At 58.6% G+C, this 20,879-nt stretch carries 20 protein-coding genes; 6 read left to right on the top strand and 14 right to left on the bottom strand.

The window, feature by feature from the left end; all coding sequences use genetic code 11:
* The first annotated feature begins 71 nt into the window (after nucleotides 1-71).
* A complete protein-coding gene (locus B347_RS0118300; protein WP_019411147.1) occupies nucleotides 72-329 on the top strand; it encodes a DUF3077 domain-containing protein in 258 nt (85 codons plus the stop codon).
* Here B347_RS0118300 and B347_RS0118295 read toward each other — a convergent pair.
* Nucleotides 326-937, bottom strand: a complete 612-nt coding sequence (locus B347_RS0118295) for a trimeric intracellular cation channel family protein (protein WP_019411146.1) — start codon at nucleotides 935-937, stop codon at nucleotides 326-328. The two genes, B347_RS0118300 and B347_RS0118295, sit on opposite strands and share 4 nt — an antisense overlap.
* A gap of 149 nt (nucleotides 938-1,086) precedes the next feature.
* Nucleotides 1,087-1,629 carry an oligoribonuclease gene (gene orn / locus B347_RS0118290; protein WP_019411145.1) on the bottom strand — a complete coding sequence of 181 codons (543 nt, stop codon included), beginning with the start codon at nucleotides 1,627-1,629 and terminating at the stop codon, nucleotides 1,087-1,089.
* A 106-nt stretch (nucleotides 1,630-1,735) separates the two neighbouring features.
* Between orn and rsgA the strand changes: the two genes are divergently transcribed.
* The gene (rsgA, locus tag B347_RS0118285; RefSeq protein ID WP_019411144.1) at nucleotides 1,736-2,767 is read left to right on the top strand and encodes a small ribosomal subunit biogenesis GTPase RsgA; all 1,032 of its coding nucleotides are present in this window, start codon (nucleotides 1,736-1,738) and stop codon (nucleotides 2,765-2,767) included.
* A 112-nt stretch (nucleotides 2,768-2,879) separates the two neighbouring features.
* Here rsgA and motB read toward each other — a convergent pair whose 3' ends face one another.
* Entirely contained in the window at nucleotides 2,880-3,884 is a 1,005-nt protein-coding gene (gene motB, locus B347_RS0118280; protein ID WP_019411143.1) for a flagellar motor protein MotB, read from the bottom strand.
* A gap of 3 nt (nucleotides 3,885-3,887) precedes the next feature.
* A complete protein-coding gene (gene motA, locus B347_RS0118275) occupies nucleotides 3,888-4,739 on the bottom strand; it encodes a flagellar motor stator protein MotA (protein ID WP_019411142.1) in 852 nt (283 codons plus the stop codon).
* Nucleotides 4,740-5,003: 264 nt separating this feature from the next.
* On the opposite strand from motA, the gene B347_RS0118270 reads away from it, so the two are divergent.
* The 3 genes from B347_RS0118270 to asd are packed head-to-tail and all read left to right on the top strand — an operon-like array spanning nucleotide 5,004 to nucleotide 8,263.
* Nucleotides 5,004-6,533 carry an HDOD domain-containing protein gene (locus B347_RS0118270; protein WP_026014276.1) on the top strand — a complete coding sequence of 510 codons (1,530 nt, stop codon included), beginning with the start codon at nucleotides 5,004-5,006 and terminating at the stop codon, nucleotides 6,531-6,533.
* 42 nt (nucleotides 6,534-6,575) lie between these two features.
* Nucleotides 6,576-7,394 (top strand): rhodanese-like domain-containing protein, encoded by an 819-nt coding sequence (locus B347_RS0118265; RefSeq protein WP_019411140.1) that lies wholly within the window; start codon nucleotides 6,576-6,578, stop codon nucleotides 7,392-7,394.
* A 17-nt stretch (nucleotides 7,395-7,411) separates the two neighbouring features.
* Nucleotides 7,412-8,263, top strand: coding sequence for an archaetidylserine decarboxylase (gene asd / locus B347_RS0118260; RefSeq protein ID WP_019411139.1), 852 nt, complete (start codon nucleotides 7,412-7,414; stop codon nucleotides 8,261-8,263).
* Between the two features lie 81 nt (nucleotides 8,264-8,344).
* On the opposite strand, the gene serB is transcribed toward asd, so the two are convergent.
* Nucleotides 8,345-9,559: a phosphoserine phosphatase SerB gene (gene serB / locus B347_RS0118255; RefSeq protein ID WP_019411138.1), complete on the bottom strand. Its 1,215-nt coding sequence runs from the start codon at nucleotides 9,557-9,559 to the stop codon at nucleotides 8,345-8,347.
* Between the two features lie 133 nt (nucleotides 9,560-9,692).
* On the opposite strand from serB, the gene B347_RS0118250 reads away from it, so the two are divergent.
* Nucleotides 9,693-11,231 carry an AhpA/YtjB family protein gene (locus B347_RS0118250; RefSeq protein ID WP_019411137.1) on the top strand — a complete coding sequence of 513 codons (1,539 nt, stop codon included), beginning with the start codon at nucleotides 9,693-9,695 and terminating at the stop codon, nucleotides 11,229-11,231.
* Nucleotides 11,232-11,535: 304 nt separating this feature from the next.
* On the opposite strand, the gene B347_RS0118240 is transcribed toward B347_RS0118250, so the two are convergent.
* The 9 genes from B347_RS0118240 to B347_RS0118200 all read right to left on the bottom strand — a co-directional run bounded on the left by B347_RS0118240 (nucleotide 11,536) and on the right by B347_RS0118200 (nucleotide 20,798).
* Complete coding sequence (locus B347_RS0118240) at nucleotides 11,536-12,240, bottom strand: PqiC family protein (protein ID WP_026014275.1); 705 nt, start codon at nucleotides 12,238-12,240, stop codon at nucleotides 11,536-11,538.
* 180 nt (nucleotides 12,241-12,420) lie between these two features.
* Nucleotides 12,421-14,685 carry a DNA topoisomerase IV subunit A gene (gene parC, locus B347_RS0118235; protein WP_019411134.1) on the bottom strand — a complete coding sequence of 755 codons (2,265 nt, stop codon included), beginning with the start codon at nucleotides 14,683-14,685 and terminating at the stop codon, nucleotides 12,421-12,423.
* A gap of 11 nt (nucleotides 14,686-14,696) precedes the next feature.
* Complete coding sequence (locus B347_RS0118230; protein WP_019411133.1) at nucleotides 14,697-15,218, bottom strand: retropepsin-like aspartic protease family protein; 522 nt, start codon at nucleotides 15,216-15,218, stop codon at nucleotides 14,697-14,699.
* On the bottom strand, nucleotides 15,215-16,195 hold the full coding sequence (locus B347_RS0118225) for an esterase-like activity of phytase family protein (RefSeq protein ID WP_019411132.1): 981 nt from the start codon (nucleotides 16,193-16,195) through the stop codon (nucleotides 15,215-15,217). The genes B347_RS0118230 and B347_RS0118225 overlap by 4 nt, the downstream gene beginning before the upstream one ends.
* Nucleotides 16,195-18,099 carry a DNA topoisomerase IV subunit B gene (gene parE, locus B347_RS0118220; protein ID WP_019411131.1) on the bottom strand — a complete coding sequence of 635 codons (1,905 nt, stop codon included), beginning with the start codon at nucleotides 18,097-18,099 and terminating at the stop codon, nucleotides 16,195-16,197. The genes B347_RS0118225 and parE overlap by 1 nt, the downstream gene beginning before the upstream one ends.
* Nucleotides 18,100-18,151: 52 nt before the next feature.
* Nucleotides 18,152-18,760 (bottom strand): YqiA/YcfP family alpha/beta fold hydrolase, encoded by a 609-nt coding sequence (locus B347_RS0118215; protein WP_019411130.1) that lies wholly within the window; start codon nucleotides 18,758-18,760, stop codon nucleotides 18,152-18,154.
* A gap of 100 nt (nucleotides 18,761-18,860) precedes the next feature.
* Nucleotides 18,861-19,676 (bottom strand): 3',5'-cyclic-AMP phosphodiesterase, encoded by an 816-nt coding sequence (gene cpdA, locus B347_RS0118210; protein WP_019411129.1) that lies wholly within the window; start codon nucleotides 19,674-19,676, stop codon nucleotides 18,861-18,863.
* Between the two features lie 55 nt (nucleotides 19,677-19,731).
* Complete coding sequence (locus B347_RS0118205) at nucleotides 19,732-20,184, bottom strand: DUF1249 domain-containing protein (RefSeq protein WP_019411128.1); 453 nt, start codon at nucleotides 20,182-20,184, stop codon at nucleotides 19,732-19,734.
* Nucleotides 20,175-20,798, bottom strand: coding sequence for an NUDIX domain-containing protein (locus tag B347_RS0118200; protein WP_019411127.1), 624 nt, complete (start codon nucleotides 20,796-20,798; stop codon nucleotides 20,175-20,177). Before B347_RS0118200 ends, B347_RS0118205 begins: the two co-directional genes overlap by 10 nt.
* Nucleotides 20,799-20,879: the final 81 nt, after the last annotated feature.

Genomic DNA, 20,879 nt, shown 5'->3' with positions numbered 1-20,879 from the left:
CCCGCACATAGCTGCCACCCTTTCCGATTGACAGCGGATTGACGACAGCTCCAACGCTTGGAGTTTCGCGCATGAATAAGATCGTCCCCGACCCACCCCTCGACGCCTTCCAAACAAGCCCCCATTACTGCACGCGACTGTTCACTATCAACCCCGGCATTCCCGCACGGGACGCACTGATGCAGGTGTCTTTGCTGTTAAAAAGCGCGGAGCTGAACGCCGACGAGATCAGCGCCCACCTCTCAGGCCTTGAAGCCGAGCAGCTCTGGAGTGTGATTCACGGCATGGAGATGGCCCGCGGCCTGGTGGATTCGCTGCTGGCCGATTAATGCTCGTCGTTGTACACGAACTTGGGCATTTCCCAGTTAAAGCGAATCGCTAGCAGGCGCAGCAACAGCCCGCCGAACAAGGTGACGAAAATCGCCTGTTCGTTGGGCATGTTCAGGTAGGTGCACAGCAGAAAGCACCACGCGGCGGCGAATGAAACGCTGGCGTACAGTTCGCGACGGAAGATCAACGGGATGTCGTTGCAGAAGATGTCACGCAGAATGCCGCCAAAGACCCCGGTAATCACCCCACTCACCGACGCCACCAGCATGCCTTGGCCCATTTCCAGGGCCGTCATGCAGCCAATCAGGGTAAACGCCACCAGCCCCAGCGCATCGAGCACCAAAAAAAGCGAGCGTAAATGGCGCATCAGCGGTGCGATAAAAATCGTCACCAGTGCGGCAAAGGAGGTAAGTACCAAGTATTCCGGGTGTTTGACCCACGTCAGCGGGTAATGCCCCAGCAGCACATCGCGCACCGAACCGCCGCCGAGCGCGGTGACGCAGGCAATCAGCACCACACCAAACCAGTCCATGCCCCGACGCCCGGCAGACAGCGCGCCAGTCATGGCTTCGGCAGTAATGGCAACTAAATAGAGCATCAGCAACATGGCAGCGATCCTTGCAAGAAGGCGCGCAGTCTACTCAGTTGCTGAGAGCACCAAAAGGGGGCAAAAAACACACCCCCCTGTAGGAGCGAGCTTGCTCGCGATCTTTTGATCTTTAAAGGCTCGCGCCTACAGACAGCAAACAGCTGTCTTTAGAACTTGATGAAGTGCTTACGGTAATGCTGCAACTCGGCAATCGACTCGCGAATGTCGTCCAGCGCCAGGTGCGTGCCTTTTTTCACTAAGGTATCGCGCACTTCGGGCGCCCAGCGCGCTACCAGTTCTTTGAGGGTTGACACATCGAGGTTGCGGTAGTGGAAGTAGCTTTCGAGGGCCTTCATGTGGGTGTACAGAAAACGCCGGTCCTGGCAGATGCTGTTACCACAGATCGGTGATTTGCCTTTGGGTACCCATTGTTCGAGGAAGGCGATGGTCTGCGCTTCAGCTTCGGCCATGCTGGTGGTGCTGTCTTTGACGCGCTGGGTCAGGCCGCTGCCGCCGTGGGTGCGAGTGTTCCATTCGTCCATACGCGCCAGTACTTCGTCGCTGTGGTGGATGGCGATGACCGGGCCTTCGGCCAAGGTGTTGAGGTTGCTGTCGGTGACGATGGTGGCCATTTCGATAATGACGTCGTTGTCCGGGTCAAGGCCGGTCATTTCCAGGTCGATCCAGATCAGGTTCTGCGTGTTGTTCATAAAGGCCTCCAGAGCTTAGTCGCGCAGTTTAGCTTAGGCGCCCGGCCCTCGTGCTAAACTCGCCAGCGTTTTACCTTCCTTATCGTTTTATCAACACGGAACACCCATGGCCAAACGCCAGCTCAATCGTCGCCAAAACTGGCGCATCGAAAAGATCCAGGGCGAGCGCGCTGCCCGCGCTGCCAAACGTGAATCCAGTGCCGTCGAAGCGCTCGAAGGCGGCGACTTAGGCCCCGAGCAACTCGGCCTGGTGATCGCGCACTTTGGTGTGCAGGTCGAAGTCGAAGCCCAAGAAGGCGAGCTGAAAGGCCAGATGTTCCGTTGCCACTTGCGCGCCAACCTGCCCGCACTGGTAACAGGTGACACGGTGGTGTGGCGCGCCGGCAACCAGGGCATCGGCGTTATCGTCGCCCAGTTGCCGCGCAAAACCGAACTGTGCCGCCCCGATAGCCGTGGCCAGCTCAAGCCGGTAGCCGCCAACGTCGACATGATCGTGATTGTGTTCGCGCCGATGCCCGAGCCCCACGCCAACCTGATCGACCGTTATTTGGTCGCCGCCGAGCACGCCGGGATTCGCCCACTGCTGCTGCTCAACAAAGCGGATTTGATCGACGATCAAAACGCCCCCGCGCTTAATGTGTTGCTGGGTGTTTACCGCCAGTTGGGTTACCCGGTGCTCGAGGTGTCCGCGCATCACGGTGATGGCATGCAGCAGTTGCAAGCGCAACTGGACGGCCGCATCAGCGTGTTTGTGGGTCAGTCGGGCGTGGGCAAGTCATCGCTGGTAAACAGCTTGCTGCCCGAGGTCAACCTGCGGGTTGGGCCGCTGTCGGAGATTTCCGGTCAAGGCACGCACACTACAACCACCGCACGTCTGTTCCACTTTCCGGGCGGCGGCGAGTTGATCGACTCCCCAGGCATCCGCGAGTTTGGTTTGGGCCACGTGAGCCGAGCTGATGTAGAAGCGGGCTTTATCGAGTTCAACGACTTGATCGGTCGCTGCCGTTTTCGCGACTGCAAACACGACCGCGAGCCGGGCTGCGCGTTGTTGATGGCTCTGGAAGATGGCCGCGTGCAGCAACAGCGTATGAACAGCTATCGCTCGATCATTGCGAGCTTGCCGGAAAGCAGTTACTAAACTTCAAGAGCGCCTCACCCTAGCCCTCTCCCGAAGGAGAGGGAGCCGATTGGGGGTTGCTGCTGATTTTCTCTGGTCTGAACGCCCGGCGCTGAATCCGGAGTCTAATCGGTTAGCGCCCTCTCCCTCCGGGAGAGGGCGGCGCCGGATCATCGAACAAGTTCAGCTTCTGACGCTCTTCGTACATCGGCGGCGGCTGTTGGTCGGCGGGCAGTTTAATTGGGTCAGCCAGCGCCTTGGGCAGTTCTTGTGCCTTGACTGGGTCTGGCCCCTGCTCTCCTTCAATCGCTTGCTGAGCCTTTTTGGTCAGTACCACGATGTCGATCCGGCGATTGACCGGGTTGGTCGGGCGAGCTTTATCGAACAACACCGATGACGCATAGCCCACAACCCGCGCTACTTGGTTATCAGGGTAGCTGCCCGCCACCAACGCACGCCGCGCGGCGTTGGCTCGGTTGGCTGAGAGTTCCCAGTTGCCAAAGTCACCCGTACCCGCATATGGCGTGGCGTCGGTGTGGCCGCTGATGCTGATTTTGTTCGGCACCGCTTTAATGGTATCGGCCAAAGCCAGCAAAATATCTTCGAAATAGGGTTTGAGACGCGCACTGCCGACATCGAACATCGGGCGGTTTTCGGCATCCATGACTTGGATACGCAAACCATCAGGGGTGATTTCGAACAGCAACTGATCCTTGAATTTTTTCAGCTGTGGGTTTTCTTCGACCTTGTTTTGCAGTTCTTGCAACAACAGTTCTAGGCGTTCTTTTTCAACCTGTTCGGCCATGCTTTGAATCTGGTCCGCATCGACTTTGATTTTGTCGGGCTGAGGTTGCAGCTTCTCGTCCGGGTTGAGGGTGTTGTCTGGTGCCAGCGCTGGCGTACCGCCCAGGTCGATGATGTACGGCGTGCCACTTTCGGTGAAACCGATCGGGTCTTTGAAATAACCGCCAATGGCGATTTTTTGTTCCGGGGTGGCCGCCGTCATCAGCCACAACACCAGAAAGAACGCCATCATCGCTGTCGCGAAGTCAGCAAAAGCGATTTTCCAGGCACCACCGTGATGGCCTGCCGCATAGCGCTTGACGCGTTTGATGATGATCGGCTGATTGTTTTCCATAAATCAGCGACCGCGAACCACTTGCTCCAGCTCGGAGAAGCTCGGTCGATGCTTGGGATAGAGCACTTTTCGACCAAATTCAACCGCCAGCGACGGCGGCATGCCCGAGGCCGAGGCCACAAGCGACGCTTTGATCGACTCGTAGACGTTGAGCTCTTCTTTGGCATCGTGTGCCAACGAGGTCGCCAAAGGACCAAAGAAGCCATAGGCCGCCAAAATACCGAAGAAGGTCCCCACCAGCGCCGCACCCACGTGCATGCCGATAGCCGCTTGGTCGCCTTCACCCAACGAAGCCATTGTGACCACAATGCCCAGCACCGCAGCCACAATACCGAAGCCCGGCATACCATCGGCGATCCCGGTGATAGCGTGTGAGGGGTGTTCAAGCTCTTCCTTGAGGTTGAACAGCTCCATGTCGAACAGCCCCTCAAGCTCATGGGGCGCCATGTTGCCTGACGCCATGATGCGCAGGTAATCGCAGATAAACGCGATCATGCGCTCGTCTTTCAAGACGGTCGGGTATTTGGCGAAAATCGGGCTGGCAGCAGCGTCTTCGATGTCGGCCTCAATGGCCATCATGCCTTCGCGGCGGCTCTTGTTGAGGATCTCATACACCAGCCCCAACACTTCAAGGTAGAAGGTGTGGGTAAAACGCGAACCGAACATGCTCAGTGATTTTTTGATCACGTGCAGGGTCATGTAGCCGGGGTTGGCCTGCAGAAAGGCACCCAGGGCCGCGCCGCCAATGATCATGACCTCGAAAGGCTGAATCAGCGCACCGATCTTGCCGTGGGAAAGCACGTAACCGCCGAGAACACTCGCAAATACGACGATGATGCCGATAATTTTAGCCATAGTTAATAAGGTACTTTGGGGTCGGGTTCAGGGCGTATTCAAGCGTAACTAAAACTCTTCCACTCCTTATCGGCATTTGTGCGCCAGACTATAGCCGTTGAAGGAGAAAAACCATTTCCTGTATCACCCACGTCAAACCGTTTGCGCAAGAAAACCCAAGAAGTTGCAGACGCCGTCAAGAACAGCGACATCAACAACTTGTGCGATGCACTGGGCGGTGCAATATTCATTTCCACTTATATTGATGATAACTGCGCGCCCATCATGGCCACTGATAAGACTATAAAGCCCTCCACCCTGAATGCGTGGGTCACTCACCTCGACGCGGTTGCCTTGCCGATCCCGCTGCAAAGCCATGCGCTGGTGTGCAATACCATCAGCGACAGTCGCCGCTCGTTGCGCGAAATTGCCGACGTCATGCAGAACAGTCCGGCACTCGCCCTCAACCTTATCCGTGAAGCCAATCAACACACGCAAAGCAGCCTCAGCGAACCCGCCGACAGTCTTGAGGTGGCCATTAACCGCCTAGGTCTAAAGCGCACCCAAGAGCTGCTTGAACAGATGCCGGTGCTGCCCGCCGAAGAAATACCCGTGGTGTTGCGTCAGGTTCAGCTCATCAGCCAGCATGCCGCGCAACAAGGCGTCGGCCTGTTTGGCAATCGACTCGCGCGGTTGTGGCAAGAAGTGTACTGGGGCAGTTTGTTGTTCTTCTCGCCGCTGTGGCCCATGGCCATGAGCTACCCCAAACAGCTCGAAGAGTGGGAAGCGCGGGTGATTCAAAAAGGTGAGTGCGCCCGTACGGTTGAACACGCGCTGTTTGGCGTGCGCCTGTTTGAAATCTGCCAAGCCCTGGCACAGTTGTGGCGGCTGCCCGAATGGGTGATGCAAGGTTACTCGGTGATCACGGATGACAAACGCACGCTAATCAACGTGCTACACATCGCCCGCGACATTCATCACCCGTTGCTCCAGCAGCAACATCTGGATGCCGACCCGGCACTGCGCCGATGGCTGAGCCACCCCGCCAACAGTCTCTTACTGGCCAATGGCCTGGCGCTGTCGGCCCAACAGGGTTGGGACTCGCCGCATAACCTGCGCTGGCAGTACTTGAGCAGTCTGTATTTGCAGTTGCCGCTGCATGAAGTGCAGCAACAAGTGCACCAAAATGCCGCGAGCAGCGCCCGTTATCACTCCATGCCCGACCTCTGGCACCCGGCGCTGGCACTGCTCATGCCCTGGGACGCGCGGCGTGTAAGCACCCACGGCCAACCTACCCCGCCGCCTTCGGCGCAAGCACTGCAAGCGTGGCGCAAATTCTGCGGCCAACTGCTTGAGGAGCCGAGTGCCTTTGCCAACCCGATGCACCTCACCCTCTGCGCGCGCGAAGCGTTACAGGCATGCGGCATGCGTCGGATCATCCTGCTGATGGCCGATAAGACGTCGAGCATTCTGCGCCCGTTTCAACTCTTGGGCGTGCCAAAAAACGCGTTCGACATGACCCTGAATGTCAGCGACAGTACGGGCTTGCAACGCTTGATGGCGCAACCGACGCACCTACGCCTAACACCCGAAAACAACGCTGTGATCTCTGCGGCTTTGCCCGACGACCTGCGCAGCCTGTTCCCCGGCGAGCATCTACTGGTACGCTCGCTGAGCAATAACGGCCGCGTGATCATGTTGCTGCTGGCCGACCAAGACGGCGGACCGTTCTCGGAAACCAGCGTGCAAGCGTTTGGTAAAACCGCGCAATGCATCGAGAAAGCGTTGAACACCTTTACTGCCCGCGGGCGCTAACGCTTGCGCTACAATTCGCCCCTTTTTTGCTCTGGAGAACACATGCCTGACTTCTCTGGCTTGCCTTTAGTCATTGAACCCCGCGACCTATACGCGCGACTCGATGCACCCAACCTGATCGTGGTCGACCTGACCAGCGTTGCGCGCTACGAAGCGGGGCATATTGCGGGCGCACATTTTGCCGACCCCAAGCGCACGCAGCTGGGTCTGCCTCCAGCGCCGGGCTTACTGCCAACCCACGCCGCGCTTGAAGCGTTGTTTGGCGAGTTGGGGCATAACCCCAACGCGGTGTACGTGGTGTATGACGACGAAGGCGGCGGCTGGGCCGGGCGCTTTATCTGGTTACTGGATGTGATCGGGCACGCTGCTTATCACTACCTGGACGGCGGTATTCACGCCTGGGTTGGCGAAGGCTATGACGTTACGCAAGACGTGCCGCCTGCCGCTGGCAACCCGGTTGTATTGACCTTGCACGACGAACCCACCGCCACCCGCGAGTACCTGCAAAGTCGCCTCGGCAGTGCTGATCTGGCGATTTGGGATGCGCGCAGCGAAGGTGAATACCGTGGCGAAAAAGTGCTGGCAGCCAAGGGCGGACACATCCCGGGCGCCACGAATTTTGAATGGACCGCAGGCATGGATAAAACCCGCAACCTGCGCATTCGCACCGACATGGCCCAAGTCCTCAAGGGCCTTGGGATCACGCCGGACAAAGAAGTGATTACCCACTGCCAGACTCACCACCGCTCTGGCTTTACTTATCTGGTCGCCAAAGCGCTCGGTTATCCGCGCGTAAAAGGCTATGCCGGTTCTTGGGGCGAATGGGGCAACCACCCCGATACACCCGTCGAACTGCCCTAAAACACTAAGGATTTTGCATGAATAAGCGTTTGTTTCTTCTGAGTCAGTACCTGTTGCCGCATCACCTGCTGTCGCGTTTGGCCGGCTGTATTGCTGAATGCCGCGTGCGTTGGTTTAAAAATGCATTCACCACTTGGTTCGCCAAGCGTTACCAAGTGGACATGTCTCAGGCACTGGTTGAGGACGTGACCGCGTACGAACACTTCAACGCCTTCTTCACCCGCGCCCTAAAAGACGGCGCTCGCCCGCTGGACCAAACCCCGGGTGCAATCCTGAGCCCAGCCGATGGCGCGATCAGCCAATTGGGCCCGATTGAACACGGTCGTGTATTCCAGGCCAAAGGCCATAGCTACAGCGTGCTGGAACTGGTGGGGGGTGATGCCGCCGTTGCTTCGCAGTTCATGGGCGGCGAATTTGCCACCATTTACCTATCGCCCAAGGACTACCACCGCGTACACATGCCACTGGCGGGCACCCTGCGCGAAATGATCTACGTACCGGGCCGCTTGTTCTCAGTTAACCAAACCACCGCCGAAAACGTGCCGGAACTGTTTGCGCGCAACGAGCGTGCTGTGTGTATTTTTGATACCGAGCGCGGCCCAATGGCCGTGGTATTGGTCGGGGCTATGATCGTGGCATCGATTGAAACGGTATTTGCTGGCCTGGTGACGCCGCCGAAGCGCGAGTTGAGAACCTTCCGTTACGACGAAGCTGCCCGTGCGCCGATCCATTTGGAGAAAGGTGCCGAGTTGGGTCGTTTCAAGCTGGGTTCAACGGCCATCGTGTTGTTTGGCCCGGAGCAAGTGAAGTGGGCTGAAACCCTGGCGGCCGGTACGCCGGTGATGATGGGCGAGAAGATCGGCGAGTAAGCCTTCAGACCTTGTAGGAGCGAGCTTGCTCGCGATCTTTTGATCTTTAAAAGCTCGCTCCTACACAGGTTTCACCCGGCTTTAACCCTGGCTGTTACGGTCACGCTGGCCCAGCAGGTACAGCACACCGTCCAGACCCAAGGTTGTGATCGCATGCTTAGCCGACTTTTTGACCAGCGGCTTGGCGCGGAAAGCCACACCCAAACCGGCAATGGCCAGCATCGGTAAGTCATTGGCGCCGTCACCGACCGCAATGGTCTGCTCCAGGATCAAACCTTCCTTGTGTGCCAGCTCAGACAGTAAGTCTGCCTTGCGCTGTGCATCAACAATCGGCTCAACCGCCACGCCAGTCACTTTGCCATCCACCACTTCTAGCTCGTTGGCGAAGACATAGTCGATGCCCAGCTTGGCCTGCACTTGCTTGGCGAAGTAGGTAAAGCCGCCTGACAAAATCGCGGTCTTGTAGCCCAGGCGCTTGAGTTCAGCAAACAACACCTCAGCCCCCTCGGTCAGTCGCAACGACGCACCGATGGAATCCAGCACGCCCACGTCCAAGCCTTTAAGCAACGCCAGACGTTCTTTGAAGCTGGCCTTGAAGTCCAACTCGCCCGCCATCGAACGCTCGGTGATGGCCGACACTTGATCGCCCACGCCAGCGGCCTTGGCCAGTTCGTCGATGACTTCGGCTTCGATCAGCGTGGAGTCCATGTCGAACACCGCCAGACGGCGATTGCGACGGAACAGGGTGTCTTCCTGCAAGGCGATGTCGACCTGGAGTTCTTGCGCCAGGTTAAAGAACGCTGCGCGCAGGGCGTCGATGTCGGCCATTTCGCCGACGACACGCAGTTCAATGCAGCTTTTGCTCAACTGCGTGGGCGCATCCAACGGAACCCGGCCTGACAGGCGATCGGTTTGCTCAATGTTCAGCCCGTGCTGGCTGATCACCGAGGTCACGCGTTGCAGCTCAAGGGCGGTCACCTGACGGCTCATCAACGTCACGACATGGCGCTTCTGGCTTTGCTCGCTGACCCAACGCTGATAGTGGTCTTCGGTAATCGGGTCAAAACGCAGTTGCAGCCCCTCATTGGCGATCAGCGGCTGAAGGTCTTTAAGCACTGCGGACACTTGCTCGGCTTCGGGGATATCCACCAGAAAACCCAACGACAAAACGCCATGGATGGCGGCCTGACCGATGTCGAGAATATTCACACCATTGCTGGCCAGCACGCCAGTAATGGCCGCAGTGAGACCAGGACGGTCTTCACCGGTGATGTTTATCAGGACGATTTCGCGCAAGGCACACCCCCATTCGCTAAAAAAAAACGCATTCTACCCACTTTCAGTGACCATCGGGCATCGCCAAGGCTTTGCCGCCTCTAGGCTGCTCGCTATACTGCGCACCAACTTAACGGACTAAGAGCCGCGCTCAGTGAACCGGCCATCGCCTGTAAAAACCGATAACTTCTTTCTGCTGATCTTCCGGGCCCTTCGCGATAGACGCGTTCCGATTGCTCTGCGTATTGCCAGCCACAACGTGTTTTTGGTCGCGTTAGCGCTGGTCATTTACGCCGTGGTGATGGGCTTGCAGTTCAAACAGGCCATGCACGAACAAGCCGATGCGCTGGGTCAAAGCCTGACCACACAAACAGCCACGTCTGCGACCGAGTTGCTGGTGTCCAACGACATCCTGAGCCTCAACGTGCTGCTCAACAACCTGACCAAAAACCCGCTGGTGGCGCACGCTGCTATTTATAGCGTCGATAACCGCATCCTCGCCGAAGCCGGCCAACGCCCAAAAAGCAGCCTACTGGGCGAAACCGAAGGCGTGTATCAGACCAAGATTACCTTTCAGGATGTAACCGCCGGGCACCTGCGCATCAGCCTAGACATGAACCAGTTCGAGCAGCCGATGACCATCAGCTTGCAGAGCATGGGCATTTTGAGCGCTATTTTACTGGCGCTGGCGCTGGCACTCAGCTTGCGTTTGGGCAGGAACATTACGACACCGTTGTTGCAGTTGCGTGTCTGGCTGCGTGAACCCGACCCGTACACCCCGGCTATCAATCGCCAAGATGAAATCGGTGATCTGGCCCGTCAACTACACAGCCGCCTAGCCCCTCCGGCGCCTGAGCCAGAACCCGAGCCAGAACCGGAATACGACGACGAAGAAGACGCCGAAGAAGCCGAACCGGCCTTCGAAGTGCGTAACCTGCGTGATCCTGGCTTTGATGAAGCACCCGCCGTGCCGACCCCCAAAGCAGCACCGCGCCAAGTGATCAGCACCGAAGAAGACGAGAACGACGACGAAGACCCGTTCGCTGACTTGCGCGACACCACTCCAACGGCTGTTGCGCCTGTTGCGCTGGTCAAACCCCAGCCGGCCAAGCTTGCTGCGCCGCAACCGAGTGCGGTGCTGGCCGTGCAACTGGGCGCACAAGAGCAACTGCGTCGCTTGCCACGCGCCCGCTTGATGGAACTGCTGGAGCGTTATCGCGACTGCCTGAACCAGGCGGCGTCGCTGTACCAAAGCGAGCTGCACACCTTGAACGATGGCAGCACGTTGATGCTGTTCCATAGCGAAGACAGCGGCGACGACTACCTGACCAACGCTATTTGCTGCGGCGAGTTGTTGCGAGCCTTGGGCCATGCCCTGCAGATCGAAGTCGCGGACAGCGGCATCACCTTGCAACTGCAATTAGGCTTAGTGCTGGGTGAAGGGCTGAGCGGCATAAGCCAAATCGACCTGCTGCTGACTGAAACGGCGCAAGACGCTCTGGCGCTGTCGCAACACAGCCGCAACCTGCTGCTGGTGGAGCGAAAAATCAGCGACGACGCATTGATCCGACAACGCGCCCGTATTCGCCCGATTGCCAGCCCCGAAGGCGCTTGCTGCGTTGAACGACTGATGGAGCCCTACCCGTCCATGCTCGAACGCCAACTGGCGCGGATGCATGAGAATCGCGGGTAAAGCCAAAGCCCTCACCACGCCTCTCCCGGAGGGAGAGGGGACTGATTTGGGGATGCTGAAGGACTTCAGCAATCTGAAGCTCTTGCACTGAACCTGAGAACTCCTCGGCAAAGCTCCTTCTCATCTGGGAAAAGGACTGATTGGGGGATGCTGAAGGGCATTGGCAATCTGAAGCTCTTGCACCGAACCTGAGAACTCCTCGGTAAAGCTCCTTCTCCCTCCGGGAGAGGGTTGGGGTGAGGGGTTTTGGATCTGCAAAAAAAATCCCGCACACGTGCGGGATTTTTGTTTTCTGGCCATCACCTCAGAAGCGGAACACTTCCATGTCGGTGCGAATCGGTGCAGCCATCGGAATCTTAGGCTTACTCACTTCTTGCTTAGGCGCAGGCCGGGCTTCGGATTTGTGCGGTTCAACCAGCGGCGGCTGATTGGCCAGCGGCTTAAGGGCCGTCGCCAATTGCTCGCTCAGTTGCTGCAACAATTCGCCTTGGGCCTTGACCTGTGAGGCGGTGCTGCCGTCGTGCTGTTGTTGCAGGTGCACCATGCGGTTGTCACGCACCTGGCCGCGACGGTCAAGCAAGCGCCATTGTGCATCGAGAATCGCAGGCTGATCTTTACCCGAGTCCAGTCGGGTGATCGACAACAACACTTGTACGTCCGGGGCAAAACCGGCTGTCGCAGGCGCCAACACAACGCGCTGGCTGTCCAGACGCCACGCTAATTGGCGTAACAGCAACTGATCGATGTCTGACGACAAGCTGCCCGCCCAACGACCATCGGTGGCCGCGCTCAGGCTCCCATTGGCTTGACGTTGCAGCAGGGTTTCACGTTGCAGGTAATCAGCCACGATGACCGGGCCAAGTACCACCGCCATGCCAGCACTTTGCTTGGGCTGGCCGGGGTTGCCGCTGTCCAGTTGGTACAGGGACGCTGGCTGGTGCACGCTGCACCCCGCCAGGCCAAGCACACCGGCCAGCAACGCAATTAAAGGAAGGCGCAGAACGTTCATCATTCCATCCAGGTGGCCGCCGTAGGGCACGCCACAGTGTGATTCTCGAAAAAAATCGTTGGGCACATCGCCATTAGCGGTGCCGAAAGTGCGCCATATCATCCGCGAATATCAAGCATGACTCCAGCGCTGCAACGCCGATCTGCGCGAAAAAACGCAGATCGGGTGCATAAATCACGCTTAATTTGGCGTTTCTACCAACAACGCATCCACGCGCTGGAAACCGCGCGGCAACTTGTTGCCTCGCCGTCCTCGCTCACCTTTGTAATGCTCAAGATCGTCAGCCTTTAGCGACAAGGTGCGCTTGCCCGCCTGCAGTACCAAGGTGGCGTTATCCGGCAGCACGGCGATGTCAGTCACGTACTCTTCACGACTGGCCACACGCTCACCAGGGATGCCGATGATCTTGTTGCCTTTGCCTTTGCCCAGTTGCGGCAGGTCGCTGACTTTGAAGATCAACAAGCGACCTTCGGTGGTCACCGCCGCCAACCAGTTGTGTTCGCGGTCCGCCACAGGCCGCGGCAGCATAACTTGCGCGCCTTTTGGCAGACTCAGCAACGCCTTACCGGCTTTGTTTTTGGCTTGCAGGTCTTCACCTTTCACCACAAAACCGTACCCGGCATCGGAGGCGATCACGTACAGCGAGTCGTCATCGGGCAGCAACACGCATTCAAACGTGGCGCCAGGCGGCGGTGTCAGACGGCCGGTTAACGGCTCGCCTTGGCCACGGGCTGACGGCAAGGTGTGCGCTGCCACCGAGTAGCTGCGCCCGGTGGAGTCAATAAATACGGCAAATTGGTTGGAACGTCCGGCAGCGGCGGTTTTGTAACCGTCGCCTGCTTTATAGGACAAACCCGTCGCGTCTAGGTCATGGCCTTTGCCGCAACGCACCCAGCCTTTTTCCGACAGCACAACGGTGACTGACTCAGTCGGCACCAGCTCGTTTTCCGACAGGGCCTTGGCTTCGGCACGGGACACAATCGGCGAACGACGATCATCGCCGTAGGTTTCGGCGTCTGCCAGCAGTTCAGTGCGTACCAACTTTTTGAGCTTGGCTTCGCTGCCCAGCAAGGTTTGCAGCTTGGCTTGTTCTTTACGAAGCGCGTCTTGCTCGTCGCGCAGTTTCATCTCTTCAAGGCGGGCCAGTTGGCGCAAGCGCGTGTCGAGAATGTAGTCGGCTTGGGTTTCAGTCAGGGCAAAACGGGCAATCAGTTCGGCCTTGGGATGCTCCTCGGTCCGAATGATGTGAATCACTTCGTCGAGGTTCAGGTACGCGGTGAGCAAACCGTCCAACAGGTGCAGGCGGCGCTCGACTTTATCGAGGCGGAACTGCAAGCGACGACGCACGGTGCGAACCCGGAATTCCAGCCATTCAACCAGCAAGGCGCGCAGGTTTTTCAGCTGTGGCTTGCCGTCCAGGCCAATGATGTTGATGTTGACCCGAAAGGTCGATTCAAGCTCGGTCACAGCGAATAAGTGCTGCATCAGTTCGTCGAGATCAACCTTGTTGTTGCGCGGGATGATCACGATGCGGCATGGGTTTTCGTGGTCGGACTCGTCACGCAGGTCAGTGACCATCGCCAGCTTGGTCGGCTTGGCCTGCATCAACGCGGCGATTTGTTCCAACACCTTGGCGCCCGATACCTGGTGCGGCAGCGCGGTCACAACAATGTCGCCATCTTCAACGTGGTACACGGCGCGCATACGCACCGAGCCGCGGCCGGTTTGGTAGATCTTCAGCAGGTCGGCGCGCGGGGTGATGATTTCAGCTTCGGTGGGGTAGTCCGGGCCTTGAATGTGCTCGCACAGTTGCTCAACCGTGGCTTTAGGCTCGTCGAGCAAACGCACGCAGGCGCTCGCGACTTCGCGCAGGTTGTGCGGCGGCACGTCGGTGGCCATACCCACGGCGATGCCGGTGGTGCCATTGAGCAGGATATTCGGCAAACGTGCTGGCAACACCGCAGGTTCGTCGAGGGTTCCGTCAAAGTTCGGCACCCAATCCGCCGTGCCTTGGCCCAGTTCGCTGAGCAGCACTTCGGAGTAGCGCGACAAACGCGCTTCGGTGTAACGCATGGCGGCGAAAGATTTGGGGTCATCCGGCGCACCCCAGTTGCCTTGCCCGTCGACCAGCGTGTAGCGGTAGCTGAACGGTTGCGCCATCAGCACCATGGCTTCGTAGCAGGCTGAGTCGCCGTGCGGGTGAAACTTGCCGAGCACGTCACCGACGGTACGCGCCGATTTCTTGTGCTTGGAGTCTGCGTCTAGGCCCAACTCGCTCATGGCGTAAACGATACGCCGTTGCACAGGCTTGAGGCCGTCGCCGATATGCGGCAAGGCCCGGTCCATGATCACGTACATGGAGTAGTTGAGGTAGGCCTGTTCTGTGAAGTCGGCCAGTGACCGGCGTTCTACGCCGTCCAGGCTGAGATCAAGGGAGTCGCTCATGCGGACCTCATTCAGTTCGTTGTCTGGCGCAACAGCATGGTGCCGTCGCGCTGGGTAAATTCAAGTTTGTTCAAAGCGCTCATGCCTAGCAGCACTTGTTCGCCTTCAAGGCCGGGAGCCGCCACCGCACGCACGTTGCGCAGCACGATAGCGCCCAGTTGCAGGCGGTCGATCTGGGTCCGATAACCCTGCACCCGCCCATTGGCGGTGCTCAGCGTCACGGGGGCACCTTTGGGCAGCGCCAGTTGCCTGGCCAGCTCCTGCGGGACCGCCACATCGGTGGCCCCGGTATCCAGTAAAAATTCCACCGGCACGTTGTTGATGCGGCCGCTGGCGACAAAGTGACCCTGCACGTTGCCCTGCAACGTCACCTCGATATAGCCCTCGCCTTGCTGTGAGGTCACTTCGGTGTTGGGGTTTGCCTGACGCTGCTCCCAACGCCCGAAAAACTGCGTGGCCAAATACAAACCGGCGCACCACGCCAGGATCATAAAGACCCGCCCTACACCTTTACCCGGCGGTTGCTGGCTCATAACTTGGCGCTCCAACCACCTTGCGGGGCAGCAAAACGCCAAACAATGGGACGTTTCTCACCATCGGCACGCACGTGGTTGCCATTATCGACGCCTATCCAGGCGCCTTTGGCATCTAGGCTCAAGGCTTCGGCGTTGCCATACGGGCTTTTATACAAGCGCGCTGCCGTCAAGGCATCGTTGGCAAACGACCAGCAGCGCTCGATGTCGCCGGTGTCCAGGGTGCGACGGCAAATGCGATACGCCATGCGCTCAAGGGTGAACAACTTGCCTTCGAACAGCGCCAGATCAGAGAAGTCTTTCTGTTGCGCCTTGCCCTTAAGCGGGTGCGGTGGCTGTTCAAGGCCGCCCTCGCTCATCAATACGCAGCCGTTATCACAGTCCCATACGCTTTGTTTTTTGCGAATGGTCAGTAAACCTCTGCGCTCGCGTTCGGCCGCCAGCCAAATCTGATTGCCCTGCGGGTTAACCGCAATGCCTTCAAACAGCGCATTGAAGTGCAACAGCATGCCGCTGGCACGCGCTTGGCGCACCAGCGCCGGGTCGATTTTAAGCCATGAAGGTGTGCCAATCGGCGGAACCAACAGCACCGCTGCGTGAGACTCACTGACCACGTAACGATTGCCAGCGTCATCGCAGGTGATGCCTTCAAAGTCCAGGTCGCCACCGCGCATCGGACTGATGGCTTTGCCCATCATCCGCACGCCCCACGGCAAACCGCTCTCTGGCGCGGGCGGCACGTCGATGGGCAGCGCCTCGGCGTGCCATTCGGCATATCGAGTATCTAGATGGTAAATCTGATCATCGTCGCGATCAGACACCGCCCACACCTCACCCTGACACATCGCCAAGCCGGACAAGTTACCGCCGCGCATGCCTTCTACCGGATGCTCGGATTGCAACACCAGTTCAGGCCAGTCCTGCGCCATGACCGGGGTCGCACTCACACACAGCAGCGCCAGCAAGGCACTGCGCATCAGGCCAGCACCTGCGCCAAGTCGCCTTTGGATTCCAGCCAAGACTTGCGGTCGCCCGCGCGTTTTTTCGCCAGCAGCATGTCCATCATTTCCGAGGTCGCGGCGTAGTCTTCCAGCGTGAGTTGCACCAGACGGCGGGTGTTCGGGTCCATGGTGGTTTCACGCAACTGCGGTGGGTTCATTTCACCTAGGCCTTTGAATCGCGTGACCTGCGGCTTGCCGCGTTTTTTCTCGGCCACCAGACGGTCCAGAATGCCGTCACGCTCGGCTTCGTCGAGGGCGTAGTAAATCTCTTTGCCCAAGTCGATCCGGTACAGCGGCGGCATGGCCACGTACACGTGCCCGGCGTCTACCAGCGGACGGAAATGCTGGACGAACAGCGCACAGAGCAAGGTCGCAATGTGCAGACCGTCGGAGTCGGCGTCGGCGAGGATGCAGATTTTGCCGTAGCGCAGTTGGCTGATGTCAGCCGCACCCGGATCAACGCCAATGGCCACGGCAATGTTGTGCACCTCTTGGCTGGCCAATACTTCGCTGCCGTCGACTTCCCAGGTATTGAGGATCTTGCCGCGCAACGGCAGGATCGCCTGAAACTCTTTGTCCCGCGCTTGCTTGGCCGAGCCGCCAGCGGAGTCACCCTCTACCAGAAACAGCTCGGAACGCATCGGGTCTTGCCCGGCGCAATCGGCCAATTTACCGGGCAAGGCCGGACCTTGGGTGATGCGCTTGCGCTCGACCTTTTTACTGGCCTTAAGACGACGACCGGCGTTGTTGATCGCCAGCTCCGCCAACTGCATGCCCAATTCGGGGTTAGCGTTGAGCCACAGGCTAAATGCATCCTTGACCACGCCCGAAACGAAGGCGGCCGCTTCGCGGGACGACAAACGCTCTTTGGTCTGGCCGGAGAATTGCGGTTCCTGCATTTTCATCGACAGCACGAACGCAATGCGCTCCCACACGTCTTCTGGCGCCAGCTTCACACCCCGCGGCAACAAGCTGCGGAATTCGCAGAACTCGCGCATGGCATCGAGCAAACCCTGACGCAAGCCGTTGACGTGGGTACCGCCTTGAGCGGTCGGGATTAGGTTGACGTAGCTTTCCTGCACGCTGTCGCCGCCTTCTGGCAGCCACAGCAGCGCCCAATCGACGGCTTCTTTATTACCGGCCAAGCTGCCGCAGAACGGCTCGTCTGGCAGGCGTGCGAATTCGCTGACGGCGTCGACCAAATAAGAACGCAGACCGTCTTCGTAATGCCACTCGATTTTTTCGCCGGTGCCTTTGTCTTCAAAGCTGACCAGCAGCCCCGGGCACAACACAGCCTTGGCCTTGAGCACGTGCTTGAGGCGGCTGACCGAGAACTTAGGCGAATCGAAATATTTTGGGTCCGGCGCAAAGTACACGCTGGTCCCGGTGTTGCGCTTGCCGACCGTGCCAACAACTTCAAGGTCGGTGGCTTTGTAGCCATCGGCGAAGGTCATCTGGTATTCGTTGCCGTCACGCTTGACCTTGACCCGCACTTGGGTCGACAAGGCGTTTACCACCGAGATGCCCACGCCGTGCAGACCGCCGGAAAACTGGTAGTTCTTGTTCGAAAATTTGCCACCCGCGTGGAGCTTGGTCAGGATCAGCTCGACGCCTGACACGCCTTCTTCGGGGTGGATGTCGACCGGCATGCCGCGCCCGTCATCGCTGACTTCCAGCGAGTGGTCGGCGTGCAGGATGACTTGCACCGATTTGGCGTGACCTGCCAAGGCTTCGTCGACGCTGTTGTCGATAACTTCCTGGGCCAAATGGTTAGGCCGACTGGTGTCGGTGTACATGCCGGGGCGTTTGCGCACCGGGTCGAGGCCCGAGAGGACTTCGATGGCGTCTGCGTTATAAGAGCTAGCGCTGGGAGTGGCCATAGGGTCTCGTCGTTAGTCGTAAATGAAAAATAAAGGCCATCCGACAGGCGCCTTAAAGGGCCGCAAAGTCGATGGTTTTATACTGATGCGCCGCTATCCCGGCGAAACTCAACAGCGCGGGCAGTTGCTCGGCAAACCCTTGGTAACTGTGGTCGCCACCACCCTGAATGCGCAGGGCACAAGCTGCGTAGTACTTTTCGGCATGGCGGTAGTCCAGCGTTTCGTCGCCAGTCTGCAACCACACCTGATAACGCTGCGGGTCTTGAGGCGCCTGCACTTCAAGTTCGGCCAGAGCCTCCACATGATCGAGGGTCAGCTCCCAGCTTTCACCGCTGTACAGGTTGGTTTGCGTGCCTAGGTAGCCGTCGAACATGCGATGCGGGCTGACGGCCGGGTTGACCAACAAGGCGTTGAGTCCATGCTGCTCGGCCAGATAGGTCGCATAGTAGCCGCCGAGCGAGCTGCCGACCAGCAGAGGGCTACCCAGTTCGCTGATTGCCGCCTGCAATTGGGCAATCGCTTCACGCGGATGATGGTGCAAGGCCGGAACCCGCAACTGATCGCTCAGCCCCATGCGTTGCATCAGAGACATGAGCTGCGTGGCCTTCTTGGACTCGGGAGCACTGTTGAAACCATGGATATACAAGATGGAACCCGACATGCAATCACTCCCGAGCACGATTTAAGCTGAACGCAGTATCAATAAAGACGCGCAGTTTAGGGCAATAACCCGTCTCAAGGTATTTCCACGTCACCCGCACTCAGTAATTGTTAGCGCTGTAATCGGGCTCGAACACAAAGTTATCCACACGCGACACCCCTGTGTCCAAAGTGCCATCAGGTTGCAGACGCATCCAGCGATAGCCGGGTGCCTCGCTACTGACGTCGAAGTCGCGGCTGGCGGGCGTGAACTGGATGCAGGTCGAGGGTGATGCCAGCAGCCGCACGTTGTTGCGCTGTTGGTCGAAGGGTTGGTGAATATGCCCCCACAGTACCGCCCTCACCTGTGGAAAACGGTCCAGCACGGCCCAAAAAGCGCAGGCATTTAGCAACCCAATCGGCTCGATCCATTCACAGCCCACCGGCACGGGGTGGTGATGCAGGGCAATCAAGTGATGGCGATCAGGGGCTTCGCTCAACGAACGCGCCAGTAGCTGCAGTTGATTGTCTTCTAGGTAGCCGTGGCTTTTTTGATCCACGTTGGAGTGCAACAACGTAATGCGCCAATTGCCAATGTCCAACACCGGCTCAAGCAGGCGGCTTTGCACGGCGGCTTCGAGCATCGGCGGCACAGCGTCGTGATTGCCGGGGATCCAGCGTGCATTCGCCGAGAGCGGCTCGGTCAATTGCCGAAAACGCTGATACGCCGCCACGCTGCCGTCCTGGGTCAAATCACCGGTGCCCAACAACAAATCAACCTGTGGCTGCTCGGCGCGCACCAGATCAATCACGTTTTGCAAGCTTTGTGCGGTATTGAGTCCCAGCAGCGAGCCGTCTGCATCGGCAAACAAATGGCTGTCGGTCAGTTGCACCAGCAACACCGGGTCTTCGGTGGTCAGCGTGGATACATTGGGCAAGGCACTCTCCAGAGCGGGTGGGGTATTTAGGTCATTGCCCGGCAGGAAGAGGTCGTTAGCGCACTTCTGCGTATTCATGCCCACAGGCCAGACAATGGCTCAGCCACTCACCCAAAAACACATTGAGTTGGGCTTTTTCGTCGGGCTGGTGCATGGCCACGTTGGGGTAAGGATAGATGCTGCGAAAGCGCCGCGCATGTTCGGCGCCAATCACTTCGGCCATGCGCGCATCGTGGTACACCTGCACCTGCAGTTCGGGCACCGGCAACCACGGCAGACTGTGCTCCTGACGCACGCGCAAGGTGCTGGTGTACGGGCAATCGAGCATCACTTCAAGGGTCAGCACACCGAGCATCTGCTCGCCCTGAGTGACCGCGATCTGTCGCGCGCTTGGTTGCTCGCGCATGTCAGGCAACAAACGCATCAGCCGGGCGTAGTTGGCCTCGCAGGCAGCCTGCAAGCCAATCAAATCAACCCGGTAGCGATCACGCACGCCATTTACAGCCATAGCCCCCTCACTTCAGCGCGATTAAGCGCCAGCCATTGCAGAGCAATAATGCTCGCTGCATTGGAAATACGTCCATCTCGTACTGCTTGAAGCGCATCCTCATACGCCCATTTAGTGACGCGAATATCTTCGGCTTCCTCGTCCAGGCCATGCAGGCCGCCTGCGTTAGAGCTGTCGCAACGCCCCAGGTACAGGTGCACAAATTCGGTGCTGCCACCCGGCGACGGGAAATAGCGCGTAATGGGCCATAACGACGAGAACGTCAGCCCGGCCTCTTCTTCGCCTTCACGGCGAGCGATGTCTTCGGGGTTGTCTTCGCCTTCTTTGTCGATCAACCCGGCCACCAGCTCGATCAGCCACGGGGTTTCAGTCTTGCCATAGGCGCCGACCCGGAACTGTTCGATCAGCACCACTTCATCGCGCTGCGGGTCATACGGCAGCACGCACACGGCATCATGACGGACAAAGACTTCACGACTGATCTCACGGCTCATGCCACCGGCAAACAGTTCATGGCGCAGGAAGACCCGGTCCAGTTTGTAAAAACCCTGATAGCCGTTCTCACGCTTTACGATCTCGACAGCGCTGGGCGTGGCCTTGGTGATGTCAGTCATTGAAAACCTCTTGCTGGCAAATTCAGGCCGGGGTAGCCCGCGGCATCGCGCATCCTAACGCGCCTGTGCGTGTGGATGCAG

The sequence above is a fragment of the Pseudomonas psychrophila HA-4 genome (assembly GCF_000282975.1).
GTDB classification, from domain to species: domain Bacteria; phylum Pseudomonadota; class Gammaproteobacteria; order Pseudomonadales; family Pseudomonadaceae; genus Aquipseudomonas; species Aquipseudomonas psychrophila_A.
Note: the sequence above shows the minus strand (reverse complement) of the source record. Positions and strands in the feature narration are given on the sequence as shown.